Genomic DNA, 15,362 nt, shown 5'->3' with positions numbered 1-15,362 from the left:
CTCCCTTAAAGCGGGAGTTTTTTTATTCAATTACCAAAAAGATGCTTTTTATTGATTTTTAAATTTAGTAATTCCATCTTTTAACCAAGCACTATAAGCGTCTACATCGGGTAGATAACCAACGGGTTTGTTAAGCTCCTCTTCTTGGTGATTAAGTAATACATAGTAAGGCTGGGCATTGATACCATAGTGTTTGATTTGAAAATCACTCCATTTGTTACCTATAGTACGAACTCGCTTACCGGTAGTTTCACTGGTGTATTGCTCCTCTTTAGGTAATTGCTCTTTAATGTCTACATATAAACTAATAAGAACAACATCATTTTTCAGTTTATTTAGAACCTGTGGTTCGCTCCATACTCTTTCTTCCATTTTTCTACAGTTTATACATGCTTTTCCTGTGAAGTCAAGTAAAATAGGTAAGTTATTTTCCTTAGCATAGGCTACTCCCGCATTATAGTCGGTGAAAGCTAAAATATCATGTGGTCCTAGCTCGGCGTGTTCGGGAAAATCACTTTTATTGGTTGCTGTTGTTGAGCCTCCGCCTTTGGTGTTTCCTACCCCATATGGAGATTCAGAATAATTCATAGGTGGTGGGAAACCACTTATCATTTTTAAGGGAGCACCCCATAATCCTGGAATCAGGTATATAGTAAAAGATAAGGTTACTAAACCTAGGCCGAGTCTTCCAACTGAAATATGTTTTAGCGGAGAGTCGTGAGGCAAACTGATTTTACCAAATAAATACAGGGTAAGGGCACCAAAAATAGCAATCCAAAGTGCTAAAAACACCTCGCGCTCTAACCAATGCGCCTCTAATACCAAATCGGCGTTTGATAAAAATTTAAGTGCTAAAGCTAATTCTAGGAAACCTAAAACTACCTTTACTGAGTTTAACCATCCACCAGATTTTGGTAAAGTATTCATCCAACCTGGAAACATCGCAAATAATGCAAAAGGAATTGCAATAGCCAGTGAGAAACCAAGCATACCTATTATGGGAGCAATTCCTCCTTTTGATGCTGCTTCAACCAAAAGCGTTCCAACAATGGGTCCCGTACAGCTAAAGGAAACAATAGCCAATGCTAAAGCCATAAAGAAAATTCCGATAATCCCACCCTTATTGGCTTGGCTGTCTACTTTGTTAGCCCAAGAATTAGGTAACATAATTTCGAAAGCTCCTAAAAAAGATGCGGCAAAAATTATCAAGATAACAAAGAATACAATATTAAAAGTAACGTTGGTAGAAAGGGCATTTAGCGCATCGGCACCAAAAATAGCAGTGACTAAGGAACCTAGTAATACATAAATTACCACAATAAAAAATCCGTAAAGGAGAGCGTTACTAACCCCCTTGGCCTTTGTTTTACTTTGTTTGGTAAAGAAACCAACCGTCATAGGAATCATTGGGAAAACACAAGGAGTAAGCAGGGCTACGAAACCAGATAAAAAGGCAATCCAAAAAATAGAGAAAAGTCCTTTTTTACTTCCATCTTCATTAGAAACAGATGCTTGGGCATCAAGCAAAGCTTGCGGAACCTCATCATCATCGGCATTAAGTTGCTCTTCTTTCTTTTGTTTTTCTAGATTTTTTTTGTTTCCTGAAGCTTGGTAAGCCTCAAATTCATCATAGTTTGAAAATACCTGTGCTTTATTATTTTTAAGGTCAAATACCATATAGTATTCTTCGTTGATACAAACATCTATACAAGATTGATAAAATATTTGCGCTTTTATCACTTGAGTGTCTGGATTGGTTAGAGTAACCTTTTGTTTAAAAGTGGCCTGATTTTCAAAATACATCTCATCTACTCCAAAAGTTTCGTTGAACTGTGTTTTGGTTTCACTTTCTTTGGCAAACTCTTCTATATCGTAATTTCCCTCTTTGTCAACATAATCAAATGCTAACGGAATGGGACCGCCTTCTGGAGTAAACTGACTGTAAACGTGCCAGTCAGGGTCAATGCTTAGTTCATAAACTAATTCATACTCTACATCAGACAGTTTATTAATTTTTCCTTCCCATCGTGTGGGTTTTAATTGTTGATTTTGCCCCATCCCAAATTGAGCATAGGATGCACTAGTAATTAAAAATGCAATTAATAGTTTAAGGTATACCTTCATGATTTTAAAGTAATTTTTATTATCTTTCGAGTTTTGTCTTGCACTTTAAAGCGCTCATCAATTCGATGTGAAACTAACCAAATTATTTCTTTTTCACAGCACAAGACATAGATATTTTCTTTGTCTTGAAGCGCCACTTTATTATTAATTAAAAAATCGCTAATTTTTTGCTTCCCTTTCATTCCGAGCGGGTAAAAATAGTCTCCTGCTTGCCATTTTCGCAAAATAAGCGGATATTTTAACTTATTGGCATCCAAATAAGCTACTGTATCTGCAAAACTCTCCATTTTATCTACATTGATTATTTGCAGTCGACCCAAAGGAAAATCAAGTTCATTTTCAGGATAAAGCAAGTACGAATCGGGTTCATCTAATGTTTCTGCATTTTGTTTTTTTAGTAAAAGAATGTCTCTGTCTTTATACAAGACATAAGCACCAGTTTCTACTTTTTTACCAGGTTGTGCCTTTCTTAACGCATAAACCGATTCCCAATCGCTAAAATCAAATTCTTTTAGTAGTTGATATAAAACTGCATTAGGGTGCGGCAAATTGTTGAGCACGTTTAAATCAATCTCAAACCCCGAGAAAGTTTCGCGTACTATTTTATCATAAATCAAACTCACATAATCTTCGGCCAATTGTTCTATTTGCTTTAACTTGTTTTGAGTTTCTTTAAAAGCTTCCAGAAAATTGGGATTTTCTTGCTCTAAAATCGGTGAAATTTGATGCCGAATTTTATTGCGTAAATAATAGTTAGACGCATTTGTTTTATCTTCACGCCATCTAATGTGGTGTTGCTTGGCGTAGTTTTCAATTTGCTTTCGCGAAAATCCAATCAATGGTCTTGCTACGATGTTATTCTCCTGAGGCATACCGGTGAGCCCCGCAATTCCCGTGCCGCGTATTAAATTAATAAAAAAAGTTTCTATTTGATCATGAGCATGATGCGCTGTTATTATCTTTTTATACGAATGGTTTTGCGTTAAGGTTTTAAAATAATTATAACGCAATTCCCGTGCGGCCATTTGTATGGATACCTTGTGATCTTGGGCATAAGCCTTACAATCAAATTTTTGCGTATGAATTTTAAGCTCAAATTCTGCTGCTAATGCTTCAACAAAACGTTGATCTTCATCGCTTTCTTTTCCGCGTAAAGCGAAATTTACATGCGCCAAATCAAACTTCACCCCTGCTGCAACTAGTAAATGGCACAAAACCACCGAATCGATTCCGCCACTGATGGCCAATAAGTGTATACTCTTTAAAAGCGAAGGAAAGTGTTGTTCTAGGTTTTCTCGAAATTTATGTAGCATAAGCTATATGATTTATTGCGGGCTTTGTACCGATTGTTTTAGCGCTTCCACTTTAACAAGGCACTCTTCGTATTCTTTTTCGGCATTAGATTTTATCGTAATGGCGCTACCTACAGAACAGCTGAGATACCTTTGCTCTTGGTTGTATAAAATACTCCGAATGACCACATTAAAATCAAAATTTTCTTCTGGGTCAATATACCCGATAGCGCCACTGTAAAGGCCTCTTTTGGTTTCTTCCAATTCTTCGATAATTTGCATGGCCGAAAGTTTTGGTGCACCGGTCATACTTCCCATGGGATAGGTAGTCATAAATAATTCGCGTATCGAACAAGATGGACTCAATTTTGAGGTGACCGTACTAATGAGCTGATGCACTTGCTTAAACGTATAGCGTTTACAAAGTTCTTGCACTTCTACGCTGCCTTTTTGTGCCGTGCGAGACAAATCATTACGCACCAAATCGACTATCATTACATTTTCTGATATTTCTTTGGGGTCATTTTCTAATTGGCTGGCAAGATGTGCATCTTTCTGTGGATCTTTATGTCTTTTAGCGGTACCTTTTATAGGTTGACTTATAATTTTCTCGCCTTGTTTTTTTAAAAAGCGTTCTGGACTAGCACATAGGGCCGTAAACTCTTCCAATTTTAAAAAGCAAGCAAAAGGAGGTTCAGATTTGGCATTTAAAGCTTGATAAGTAGCATATATATCTAACTGAACCTGATCTGCATAAAATTCTTGGCAAAAATTGGCTTCATAAATATTGCCACGCTGCAGATGCTCTTTCATCTGGTTTACTTTGTTCAAGTAGTTTTGTTTGCTGATTCTCGGCCGTAACTCGATGTTAGCCAGAGCTGGTAAGTTAAATGGCTTTTCCTTTTGTAAAATAGTTTGCCAGTCGGTTTCAATTTCATCGGCGACAGCATTTAAATATTTAAAAGTGGCTGTTTGACCCTGTAAACTGACTAATTTTTGAGGTTGAAAAAAGTATAAATCTGGAAAACCCAACCCGTCAAAGTTTTTAGAACTTAGTGGCTCTATATCGTTTTTTAAATCGTAACTCAAATAGCCAAAAATCCAATCTTTTGTTGTTTTTTGATATTCTTCAAGATCTTTAAACGCATCAAAAGTATCTGTTTTTATAGCGGTAAAAGCCTCAACTGCGAGTAATGCTTCGTAGTCTTGGTTGGGGTATTGGTTGGAGTCTAGCCAAACCACCTCATCAAACTGCTGTGCCCAAGCCAAAAGCTGTTCTTTAAATTGTTTTAAATCTGTTATTTGAAAAGATTGTTCGGTGCGCACTTTAAAATTTTATAGCTTGTTGAAATTGTGACAATGTATCTTTAACTCCTAACAAAAGCGTTTCATCTCTTAGGGTTTGCTTCTCGCTATCAAAATTATCTTCAAAAGATGGTAAACCAAAACTAGCAATTAGTTTACCGCCATAGCGTTCTACCGCAATTTCGGCATACTCTCGAGCTTTCCCAGCAGCCAATTTTCCTGGAGAGGTACTCGTAAGTAAAACTGGTTTATTCTCTAAAAAAATCCGGTCATACCGCGACAACCAATCCATTACATTTTTAAAATAACTAGACACCGTACCGTTATGTTCATTTACAGAAAGTATGATGGCTTTAGCCGATTTAATATCATTATATAAGCGTTCAATATCTTTAGGGAAACCGATTTCTTTTTCGTAATCTATACCATACATAGGTATTTGATAATCTGTTAACCGAATCACATTAACCGGTTCTACCAATTGTTGACTAAGAAAACTCACCCACTGGTGATTGATAGATTTTGTGCTGTTTGAACCTGCAAAGGCAATAATCTCACTCATTTTTTAAGTATATATTGTAAAATAAACAGAAAATAGCCACATACACAAATCCTACAAAAACTATTCGTACTTTTGAGCTATAACTTTTGATTATGGATTTTCGATTGCGTGTTTTTATTGAAGTTGCAAAGGCTTTGAGTTTCTCGAAAGCTGCGAGAAGTCTGCCCTTATCGCAGCCTGCAGTTTCTAAACACATTAAAGAAATCGAGCAAAAATACCGCGTTAAATTATTTGAACGTCAAGGAAATAGGATTGCACTAACACCAGCAGGAACAGAGTTTTTAAGTTATGCCGAGCAAATTGTAAATTTATATAACGATTTACAGAATCATTTTTTACTACAGCAACAAGAGCTACCCAATTATGTGAAATTGGGTGCCAGTACCACCATAGCCCAGTATATTGTTCCTCAGCTTTTGGCTGATTTTAAGCAACGTTACCCAGAAACGAATTTTACTTTAATCAATGACAACTCGGCCACAATCGAAGAGAAGATTTTTAACAACCGGTTGGATTTTGGATTAATTGAAGGCCGAAACCACAATCCTTTATTACAATACGAGAAATTTCTAGATGATGAACTGGTACTGGTGACCCGTGCTGGAAATGCATCACAGCAAATCAAACTCAGCCAACTTACCCAGCTGCCGCTCGTGCTGCGCGAGGAAGGGTCGGGTACACGTGCTATTCTAGAAGCAAGGCTTAATAGCGAAGGTTTATCGCCTAAAAAACTACAAGTAGACATGATTTTGGGTAGTACAGAAAGCATTAAGACTTATCTTCTTTACACGCAATGTTACGCCTTTGTTTCTATTTTCTCTGTTATTGAGGAATTGAAACACAAAAAACTGGAAATTGTTGACATTGATGATCTTAGTTTTTCTAGACCCTTATATTTTGTAAGCAAGCAAGGATACCAATCTATGTTTTATGATTTAATCAAGCGGTTTTTTAAGCGTAGTTATAACCAAAAGTTATAAGGTATAATAAATTGCGTTGCTTAACTTCCAGTAATCGAGCTTAATTTTGGGTAGGAATTAAAAACAGAATACCGTGAAATACCGATTGCCCAATAAATTTACCCAATTAATCTTTATAGTATTGGCTGTATTATGCCTTACGCCCTACATCAGTTCTCCTATTGCCCTGTTGCTAGGCTTTTTAATGACCAATTTACTATACAATCCGTTTAAAGCGTATACGGGAAAAGCGGTCAAGTGGCTATTAAAAATAGCCGTAGTTGGTCTTGGTTTTGGAATGGATTTAAACCATACCTTAGCAGTAGGTAAAGAAGGTTTGTTGCTTACTATTTTAAGCATAAGCACCACACTCATTTTAGGTTACTTTATTGGTAAAGCTTTGCACATAAATCGAGCTATCTCCTATTTAATTTCATCGGGAACGGCCATTTGTGGTGGTAGTGCAATTGCTGCAGTTTCTGCTGTAGTACAAGCCAAAGAAAAGCAAATCTCGATTGCACTGGGCGTAGTTTTCTTCTTAAATGCCGTTGCTTTATTGGTCTTCCCTATGCTAGGGCATGCATTAAACCTATCTCAAGCCGATTTTGGTTTATGGAGTGCGATAGCCATTCATGATACCAGCTCTGTAGTTGGCGCTGCATTAGCTTACGGCGAAGAAGCTTTAGATATTGCGGTTACCGTTAAATTGGCGAGAGCTTTATGGATTATCCCTTTAAGTATTCTTACTATGTTTTTCTTTAGGGGTGAAACCGGTAAAATTAAAATACCTTGGTTCATTTTGCTTTTTGTAGGCGCCGTAATCTTAAGTTCGTATGTTAGTTTACCCGATTTTATTGTTACGGGCATTCCTTTTCTGTCTAAAAAATTATTGGTGCTCACCTTATTTTTGGTCGGTGCCGGATTAAGTATACAATCAATTAAAGAAAGTGGTTTCCAGCCCATTTTACTCGGACTAAGTTTATGGATAACCATTTCGGTTACCTCTCTGGCATACATTTTGTATCTCTAAAATTGATTTAGTTTTTCATTTATTTTTGGTTTACAAAAAAACCCCTGTAATTTGAATATTACAGGGGTTTTTTACGGGTATAATATCCGCTTTAAGCGGAAATAAAATTTATACTAAACATGCAAAGCTCTATCGCCAGTTGCGGCAAGTGCAGCTTCTTTTACTGCTTCTGCATAGGTGGGATGCGCGTGACTCATTCTTGAAATATCCTCTGCACTAGCTCTAAACTCCATTGCGGTAACAGCTTCGGCAATTAAATCTGCTGCGCGTGCGCCAACCATATGCACCCCTAGCACCTCATCTGTTTCTTTATCGGTTAAGATTTTCACAAATCCATCGATATCTCCACTTGCTCGTGATCTACCCAAGGCACGCATAGGGAATTGCCCACTGGCATAGTTTACATTTTCCTCTTTTAATTGCTCTTCGGTTTTTCCTACAGAAGCAACCTCTGGCCAGGTATAAACCACTCCTGGAATAAGGTTGTAATTGATATGTGGTTTTTGACCAGCAATTACTTCGGCTACAAAAGTACCCTCTTCTTCGGCCTTATGTGCCAGCATTGCTCCTTTTACCACATCGCCTATCGCATAAATATTGCTTACGTTAGTTTGCAAGTTTTCATTCACTTCAACTTGGCCTCTATCGTTCAATTTTACACCTGCAGCTTCTGCGTTTAAACCAGCTGTAAAAGGCTTTCTTCCCACAGAAACTAAGCAATAATCACCTTTAAATTCTACTTCGTTACCTTTCTTGTCTTTGGCTTTTACCACTACTTCATCACCTTTATTTTCTACGGCAGTAACTTGGTGCGAAAGTGCAAATTTTGTTTTTTGCTTTTTAAGCACTTTCATAAGCTCTTTACTTTGAGCTTTATCCATAGTAGGTATGATCCTGTCCATGTACTCAATTACGGTAACTTCTGCCCCAAGTCTTTTATATACTTGACCCAACTCTAAACCAATCACACCGCCCCCAATAACCAAGAGGTGTTTAGGCACTTCTTTCATTTTTAGCGCCTCGGTAGAGGTAATAATTCTTTCTTTATCTATCTCAATAAAAGGTAAGCTAGCTGGTTTACTACCGGTGGCAATAATGGTATTTTTGGCTTCAATAGTTACCTCTTCTTCACCTTTAATAATTATATGATTTTTATCTTTAAAAGAGCCTATTCCTTGGTAAGTGTCTATTTTATTTTTATCCATCAAGAAATCAATACCCTTGGTGGTTTGCTCCACAACGGTATTTTTTCTCGCCATCATTTTTTCAAGATTCATTTTCACCTCTCCAGCGATTTCAATTCCATGCTCTTCGAAGTGCTTAATGGCATCTTCATAGTGATGTGATGAATCTAGCAATGCTTTTGAAGGGATACAACCTACATTAAGGCAAGTACCACCTTTAGTAGCATATTTTTCTATAATGGCCGTCTTTAGCCCTAGTTGTGCGCAACGAATAGCGGCAACATAACCTCCAGGTCCAGACCCAATAACAACAACATCGTACGTGTTCATAATTTTTTTGTGGTTTTTTTAAACGATTACAAAAATACAACATCTACAAGAATGACCAAGTTAGCGGCTTATTATTTGTTTTTTGATTAAAGCGATGTTTTTGGTTATAAACTTTCCTAAAATTCAAATTTGTCACCCTTCAAATAAAATTCCCTTGCTCTGTTAGCGCAGCACTCGGTTTAATTGTTCTGAATTTATTTTAATAAGTCAAAGCAATTTGCGTAGTCTCTTTCACTTCATCTATAACAAAAGTACTTTGCGTACTTCCTATGCCACTCAAAGCAGTAAGTTTATCGACTAAAAATTGGCGATAAGCAGGCATATCTTTCACCAGAATTTTTAGTATAAAATCATAATCTCCGCTCACGTGATAACACTCCATCACCTCGGGTAATTGTGTTACCTCTTTTTCAAAGCGCTTTATATTTTCGCGGGTATGTTCATTGAGTTTTAGATGACAAAGTACCATAAAACTTTTGTTGACGCGATTTTTATCGATCAAAGCTACATATTGGGTGATGGTCTGATTTCTCTCCAGTTTTTTAATCCGTTCGTGCACCGCGGTGACCGAAAGGCTCAATTTAAATGCTAAACTTTTAATGGTTTGTTTAGCATCTTGTTGCAGTAAGGCCAACAGGTTTTTATCAGTAGTATCGAGCATAAGTTTATTTTATTCCGTTTTAATCCGTAAAAAATTAAAAATACAGAATAATATTCTATAAATTATGTTTTTATCGAATTTTATACTAAATAAAATAATACCTATAGTAAATCATTTAAGCTTGATTTATCTTTAATTTTATTATAAAATACATTGCACTATGAAGCATCATCCAGGAATTGCATTACAGGAGCTACAATTAGCTACTCAAGACCGCGGGGTTAATCCGCCTATAGCCGACTCGAGCACGTTTAGGTTTCGCAACCCACAAGAAATGTTTGAAACCTTTGAAGGCAAAACCGAAGGCTTATTTTTATATTCTCGACACGCCAATCCTACTCTATCTTATCTTGAACAAGCACTCGCTCGCATGGAGGGTACCGAGGATGCCTTGGTTACCGCTAGTGGCATGGGTGCAATTACCGCTGTTTTGTTGCAACTTTGCCAGCAAGGAGATGAGGTGGTAAGTAGTCGTACCGTGTATGGAGGTACTTATGCGTTCATGAAGAACTTTATGCCAGGCTTAGGTATAAAAACGCGCTTTGTAGATATTACAAATTTACAAGAGGTAGAAGCCAGCATTACCCCACAAACAAAAGTTCTGTATGCCGAAACGCTGAGTAATCCACTACTAGAAGTAGCTCATATAGATGCTCTAAATGTCATCGCAAAGAAGTATAATTTAAAATTGGTGATAGACAACACTTTTTCTCCTTTATCTTTTTGTCCCGCCCAAATGGGTGCCGATGTGGTGATTCACTCCCTTACCAAGTACATAAATGGAAGTAGTGACACTTTAGGCGGAGTGATTTGTGCTAAGCAAGAATTTATACTGAGTTTACGTGATGTAAATCAAGGTGCTGCCATGTTACTGGGAGCTACTTTAGATAGTCTACGTGCCGCTTCTATACTCAAGAATTTAAGAACGCTACCGGTACGTATTCAACAACATAGCAAAAACGCACTTTTTTTGGCCAAAAAATTTGAAAGCTTAGGCTTAAAAACGGTTTATCCTGGTTTAGCATCACATAAAAGTCATTCCTATTTTAAGGCAAAACATTACAGTGATTTTGGTTTTGGGGGGATGCTTACGGTTGATGTAGGAAGTTTTGAAAAAGCCAATGTTTTTCTAGAAATGATGCAAGCTTATAACTTAGGAGATTTAGCGGTAAGTTTAGGATTTTACCGAACGCTATTCAGCGCTCCCGGAAAATCAACTTCGTCAGAAATTCCTGAAGAGGAACAAACAGCCATGGGCTTAAGCAACGGTTTGGTGCGTTTTTCTATTGGTTTAGATCATAGCATTACACAAAGTTGGGATGGCATTAAAAAGTGTCTGGAAGCCAGCGGCATAGTAGCCTCTGATTTACTAAATGCAAATTAATTAATATTAAGCGCAAATAATTATTAAAAAATTGTTTACTTTACTAGCCTTAATTCGCTTTAAAGCCAGTAAAAAAAATGGACACCCAATCATCTGATCCGAATAACCAACACATTATTGAAAATAATTTGAGTCTAGGACAGGCACTTTTGCCTGTCTTTGCATTAATAGGCATGCTCGCTTACAACGTTTATGTTTATGGAGATAGTGCGCTAGACGGGTCCAATCAATTTATTCTCCTTATGGGGGCTGCGGTTGCGGCTATCGTAGGATATTTTAACCGTGTATCTTACAAAACTATGGTAGAAGAAGTAGCGCAAAACATCAAATCTACCTCTGGCCCAATTTTGATTCTGCTTATGGTTGGCGCCCTATCGGGTACTTGGTTGGTTAGCGGTATTATTCCTAGTATGATTTACTACGGATTGCAATTATTAAACCCCAGCATATTTTTGGCAGCCTGCGTGGTGATTTGCTCCATTATTTCTGTTGCCACAGGAAGTAGCTGGACCACCTCTGCTACGGTTGGTATTGCCTTAATAGGCATATCTGAGGCATTAGGCATATCTTTAGGAATGACGGCTGGTGCCATACTAAGCGGAGCTTATTTTGGTGACAAGTTATCTCCATTAAGTGATACTACCAACTTGGCCCCCGCTATGGCTGGTACAGATTTGTTTACCCATATTAGGTATATGCTTTACACCACTGTACCTTCTATAATAATCACTTTAATTGTCTTTATTATAATCGGTTTAAATTTAGACACCCCCGATCAAGTAAATACCCAAAAAATATTGAATGCGATAGATAGCGCTTTTACCATTAGTCCGTGGTTATTTGCCGTACCTCTTTTGGTAGTCTTTTTAATTATTAAAAAAACACCCCCATTAGTAGCTTTATTGTTGGGAACTCTCCTGGCAGCGCTAGCTAGCATTTTTTTTCAACCCCACGTTTTAAATCAAATTGCCGGAACCGATGTTTTGAGTATTTCTAGCGCTTATCGCGGAATTATTGACTCGATCACTGTGAGTGTACAAGTACCCACCGACTACACCGCTTTAAACGATTTATTTTCTTCGGGCGGAATGTATGGTATGCTCGGTACCATTTGGCTAATTATTTGTGCTATGACTTTTGGTGGAATAATGGATGCCATTGGGGCTTTAAGTAGAATAAGCAAAGCTTTGCTCAACTTGTTTCACTCAACCTTTGGATTGTTTAGCAGCACCGTTATAAGTTGTTTAGCCCTGAATGTAACCGCATCAGACCAATACTTAGCTATTGTGGTTCCTGGTAAAATGTTTGCTAAAGCTTATAAAGACAAAGGCTTAGCGCCAGAAAACCTAAGCCGTACGTTAGAAGATTCTGCTACAGTTACCTCTGTGCTAATCCCTTGGAATACTTGCGGAGCCTACCATAGTGGTGTTTTAGGTGTTCCTGTATTGAGTTACTTCACCTATGCCATTTTCAATTACTTAAGTCCGTTTATGACGTTATTATTTGCCGCATTAAATATAAAAATAAGACAACTTAAAAATAATAAAACAAGCCTCGCATGAAATTAGATATATTAGCATTCGGAGCCCATCCCGATGATGTAGAGCTGGGTTGTAGTGGCACTTTAGCCAAAGAGATTGCAGCCGGTAAAAAAGTAGGAATTGTAGATTTAACCCGAGGTGAATTAGGTACTCGAGGAAGTGCTGAGCTTCGTGCTCAAGAAGCACAAGCTGCAGCCGATTTGTTAGGTGTAAGTTACCGACATAACTTAGGTTTTAGCGATGGTTTTTTCACCAATAACAAAGACAATCAACTAGAAGTAATTAAACAAATTCGAGCTTTTCAGCCAGAAATTGTTTTTTGCAACGCTATAAGAGACCGACATATAGACCACGGAAAGGGAAGCAAACTGGTAAGTGACGCCTGCTTTTTAAGCGGGTTACGCAAAATTGAAACCCATTGGGAAGGTAAACCTCAAACCGCTTGGCGCCCGCGTTTGGTCTTGCATTATATACAATGGCAGGAAATAACGCCCGATATAATTCTAGATATTGGAGCTCACATTGAAACAAAAATTAAGGCAGTAAAAGCTTACGGTTCACAGTTTTACCAAGCCCATGCCAATGAGCCCGAAACACCTATATCTAGCACCAATTTTCTTGACAGTGTGACCTATAGAGCTCAAAATTTAGGTAGACTAATTGGCACCGATTATGCCGAAGGCTTTACCAGCGACAGACCCATCGCTGTAAATTCTGCTTTCGATTTAATTTAATACATTTTTTTCTTGGCAGAATGGATATTATTTTTTAGATTTGCACCCGCAAACAAATGGTGGTTGTAGCTCAGTTGGTTAGAGCGCCTGATTGTGGTTCAGGAGGTCGTCGGTTCGAGACCGATCTTCCACCCCTAGCAAAACCCTACTAATAGTAGGGTTTTTTTGTTTTTATACTTTTTTAATTTTCGGGTGCACGTGAATAAATAGGGTAAAAAAGGGTATTTTTGTATAATATATTTACGAAAAGTTTACGAAAAGTTTACGAAAAATGAAAGCCTCCATCCTACTAAGCAAGACTGAAAAACCTAATAAAGAAAATAAATATCCGGTGAAATTAAGATTGTTTCACGAAAAAAAGATTAGACGGAAAACTATTTCGCATTCTACTTTATCTGATTGGGATCTGCTTAAGCAGTTACCAAAAATTACTCACCCTGATTTTGAAGATCTGTATTCGCTTTTCTACTATTTTTTCAGCTTGAAATTATTAAGGGTTTTATCTGGATAGATTCTTTCTATTCATCTCAATGAAACAAGTGGCCTTAAAACATACACGTCATTTCACAGATTGAACTTTTAAGCTGAATTTTATTCTTCGAGACGTACTTTAAAAAAATCGGCTTCAAGCTTTTAATTCGGTTTAACCTATGAAATTTATTCAATCGGCATAATATTATTACCCAATAAACAAGCAAACTAGCTTCTCAAAAATCCGGTTTAACCTTAAATAATCTCAATCATTCCTCTACTCTAGTTCATTAAAACCAGTGCAACACGCAATTGATTAAATTATAAATAATATGCATTTAATAAGATAAAAACAACGTTTAAACAATTTTTTAAAGCGTAATAGTGATTCTTTAATTTTATTATTGTTAAATTGTAAGGTTAATAAAATTAAAACAAAATGCGTATAACCTTAAAACCTATTTTTCATCGCGATGCCCATTGCGTTGGTATTTTTTTTGAATACAATCGCGAATTGATTGCTTATACCAAGAAGATAGCTAAGGTTAAATATTCTAGTACGCAGCGTTGTTTTTATGTTTTACAAAAGCCAGAGACCTGCACCAATTTGTATGCTTATTTTCGCAAAAAGAATCACTATGTAGATTATAGCGCTTTAAGCGGATTTAAGCTTCCTGAAAAAAAAACTAAACCTAAGCCTAAATCGCAAAAAGTTGTAAATGCAAACGATTTAAACCAAGAGGGGCGCAATAGGTTAAAACAGTACTATAATTATTTACACGGAAAGCGTTACAGTCAAAGTACCTTGGCCACTTACTGCAGTTTTGTTTTAAAATTTGAACATTACACTAAAAAAGAGCCTTTAGCTTTGGTTTTAACCGATTTTAATCGGTTTATAGAAGATGAAATAGCTGCTAAGCAATTTTCTATAAGTACACACAGGCAGTGTATTAGTGCATTGAAACATTATGTAGCTTTGTTTAACATAGAATTACAGGAAGATTTGAACCACTTGCGCCCCAAGCGCAATAAGTCATTACCTAGCGTATTATCTTTACAAGAAGTTTTGCGGATATTACAAGCGACAAAAAATCTAAAACATCGGTTTATTTTTGCTCTCCTCTACTCTTCTGGTTTACGAATTGGCGAAGCACTATCTTTACGAGTAAGCGATTTGAACATTGAACGTCGACAAATTTTCATACATCGCAGCAAGGGACGCAAAGACCGCGTAGTTATATTAGCCGATACCATTTTACCTTTATTATATAATTATTTAAACATTTATCAACCCCGACATTTTTTAATTGAAGGCCGTTCTGGATACGCTTATCAAGCTAGCAGTGTTAGAGCTTCATTAAAGCGTGCTGTTTTACGCGCTAAAATAACCAAAACGGTAACCCCACATACCCTACGCCACTCTTTTGCTACCCATTTACTCGAAACCGGAGTAGACTTGCGTTATATACAAGAATTATTGGGACACAGTAAACCAGAAACCACAATGATTTATACGCACGTAAGTCGTAAGCAGTTATTACAAATAAAAAGCCCATTAGATTCTGCTTTACAGCAACTTAATCAACAAGGCTATGATACCAAAAAAGTATCTTTATCCGGAAATATTAACCTATAAAAGTGTATATTTGACTCGATATAACCAGTTACCTAAAATAGCTCGGAATCTTAAGCGGAACGGAGAAATGATAAATCCGACTGTTTGAAAATTTAACTGACTTAAAAAGAGAACAGTGGAATTGAAAAGCACAACGCGGAATGAAATAG

The 15,362-nt window shown here is 37.0% G+C and carries 12 protein-coding genes and 1 tRNA gene; 7 read left to right on the top strand and 6 right to left on the bottom strand.

Going from position 1 to position 15,362, the window contains the following annotated elements; genetic code table 11:
- Nucleotides 1–48 precede the first annotated feature (48 nt).
- The 4 genes from FT993_RS01315 to FT993_RS01300 are packed head-to-tail and all read right to left on the bottom strand — an operon-like array spanning nt 49 to nt 5,283.
- The gene (locus FT993_RS01315; protein ID WP_147860738.1) at nt 49–2,124 is read right to left on the bottom strand and encodes a cytochrome c biogenesis protein CcdA; all 2,076 of its coding nucleotides are present in this window, start codon (nt 2,122–2,124) and stop codon (nt 49–51) included.
- Entirely contained in the window at nt 2,121–3,437 is a 1,317-nt protein-coding gene (tilS, locus tag FT993_RS01310) for a tRNA lysidine(34) synthetase TilS (RefSeq protein WP_147860737.1), read from the bottom strand. The genes FT993_RS01315 and tilS overlap by 4 nt, the downstream gene beginning before the upstream one ends.
- Nucleotides 3,438–3,449: 12 nt before the next feature.
- Nucleotides 3,450–4,742: an anthranilate synthase component I family protein gene (locus tag FT993_RS01305; protein ID WP_147860736.1), complete on the bottom strand. Its 1,293-nt coding sequence runs from the start codon at nt 4,740–4,742 to the stop codon at nt 3,450–3,452.
- Between the two features lies 1 nt (nt 4,743).
- On the bottom strand, nt 4,744–5,283 hold the full coding sequence (locus FT993_RS01300; RefSeq protein WP_147860735.1) for an NADPH-dependent FMN reductase: 540 nt from the start codon (nt 5,281–5,283) through the stop codon (nt 4,744–4,746).
- A gap of 92 nt (nt 5,284–5,375) precedes the next feature.
- On the opposite strand from FT993_RS01300, the gene FT993_RS01295 reads away from it, so the two are divergent.
- Both FT993_RS01295 and FT993_RS01290 read left to right on the top strand, forming a co-directional pair.
- A complete protein-coding gene (locus tag FT993_RS01295) occupies nt 5,376–6,263 on the top strand; it encodes a LysR family transcriptional regulator (RefSeq protein WP_147860734.1) in 888 nt (295 codons plus the stop codon).
- Between the two features lie 73 nt (nt 6,264–6,336).
- Nucleotides 6,337–7,272, top strand: a complete 936-nt coding sequence (locus tag FT993_RS01290; RefSeq protein WP_255504387.1) for a YeiH family protein — start codon at nt 6,337–6,339, stop codon at nt 7,270–7,272.
- 113 nt (nt 7,273–7,385) lie between these two features.
- Here FT993_RS01290 and lpdA read toward each other — a convergent pair whose 3' ends face one another.
- Both lpdA and FT993_RS01280 read right to left on the bottom strand, forming a co-directional pair.
- Entirely contained in the window at nt 7,386–8,786 is a 1,401-nt protein-coding gene (gene lpdA, locus FT993_RS01285) for a dihydrolipoyl dehydrogenase (RefSeq protein WP_147860733.1), read from the bottom strand.
- Between the two features lie 199 nt (nt 8,787–8,985).
- Nucleotides 8,986–9,447 (bottom strand): Lrp/AsnC family transcriptional regulator, encoded by a 462-nt coding sequence (locus FT993_RS01280; protein WP_147860732.1) that lies wholly within the window; start codon nt 9,445–9,447, stop codon nt 8,986–8,988.
- 160 nt (nt 9,448–9,607) lie between these two features.
- Here FT993_RS01280 and FT993_RS01275 point away from each other — a divergent pair, with 160 nt between their 5' ends.
- From FT993_RS01275 to FT993_RS01255, 5 genes are all read left to right on the top strand, one after another.
- Nucleotides 9,608–10,831, top strand: a complete 1,224-nt coding sequence (locus tag FT993_RS01275; protein ID WP_147860731.1) for an aminotransferase class I/II-fold pyridoxal phosphate-dependent enzyme — start codon at nt 9,608–9,610, stop codon at nt 10,829–10,831.
- Between the two features lie 77 nt (nt 10,832–10,908).
- Nucleotides 10,909–12,393, top strand: a complete 1,485-nt coding sequence (gene nhaC / locus FT993_RS01270) for a Na+/H+ antiporter NhaC (protein WP_147860730.1) — start codon at nt 10,909–10,911, stop codon at nt 12,391–12,393.
- Complete coding sequence (bshB1, locus tag FT993_RS01265; protein ID WP_147860729.1) at nt 12,390–13,106, top strand: bacillithiol biosynthesis deacetylase BshB1; 717 nt, start codon at nt 12,390–12,392, stop codon at nt 13,104–13,106. Before nhaC ends, bshB1 begins: the two co-directional genes overlap by 4 nt.
- A gap of 58 nt (nt 13,107–13,164) precedes the next feature.
- Nucleotides 13,165–13,240 (top strand) — tRNA-His (locus FT993_RS01260).
- 776 nt (nt 13,241–14,016) lie between these two features.
- Complete coding sequence (locus FT993_RS01255; RefSeq protein ID WP_147860728.1) at nt 14,017–15,213, top strand: tyrosine-type recombinase/integrase; 1,197 nt, start codon at nt 14,017–14,019, stop codon at nt 15,211–15,213.
- Nucleotides 15,214–15,362: the final 149 nt, after the last annotated feature.

Source organism: Mesonia sp. HuA40, from assembly GCF_008017835.1.
Classification (GTDB): domain Bacteria; phylum Bacteroidota; class Bacteroidia; order Flavobacteriales; family Flavobacteriaceae; genus Mesonia.
This window is presented reverse-complemented; position numbering and strand designations above follow the sequence as displayed.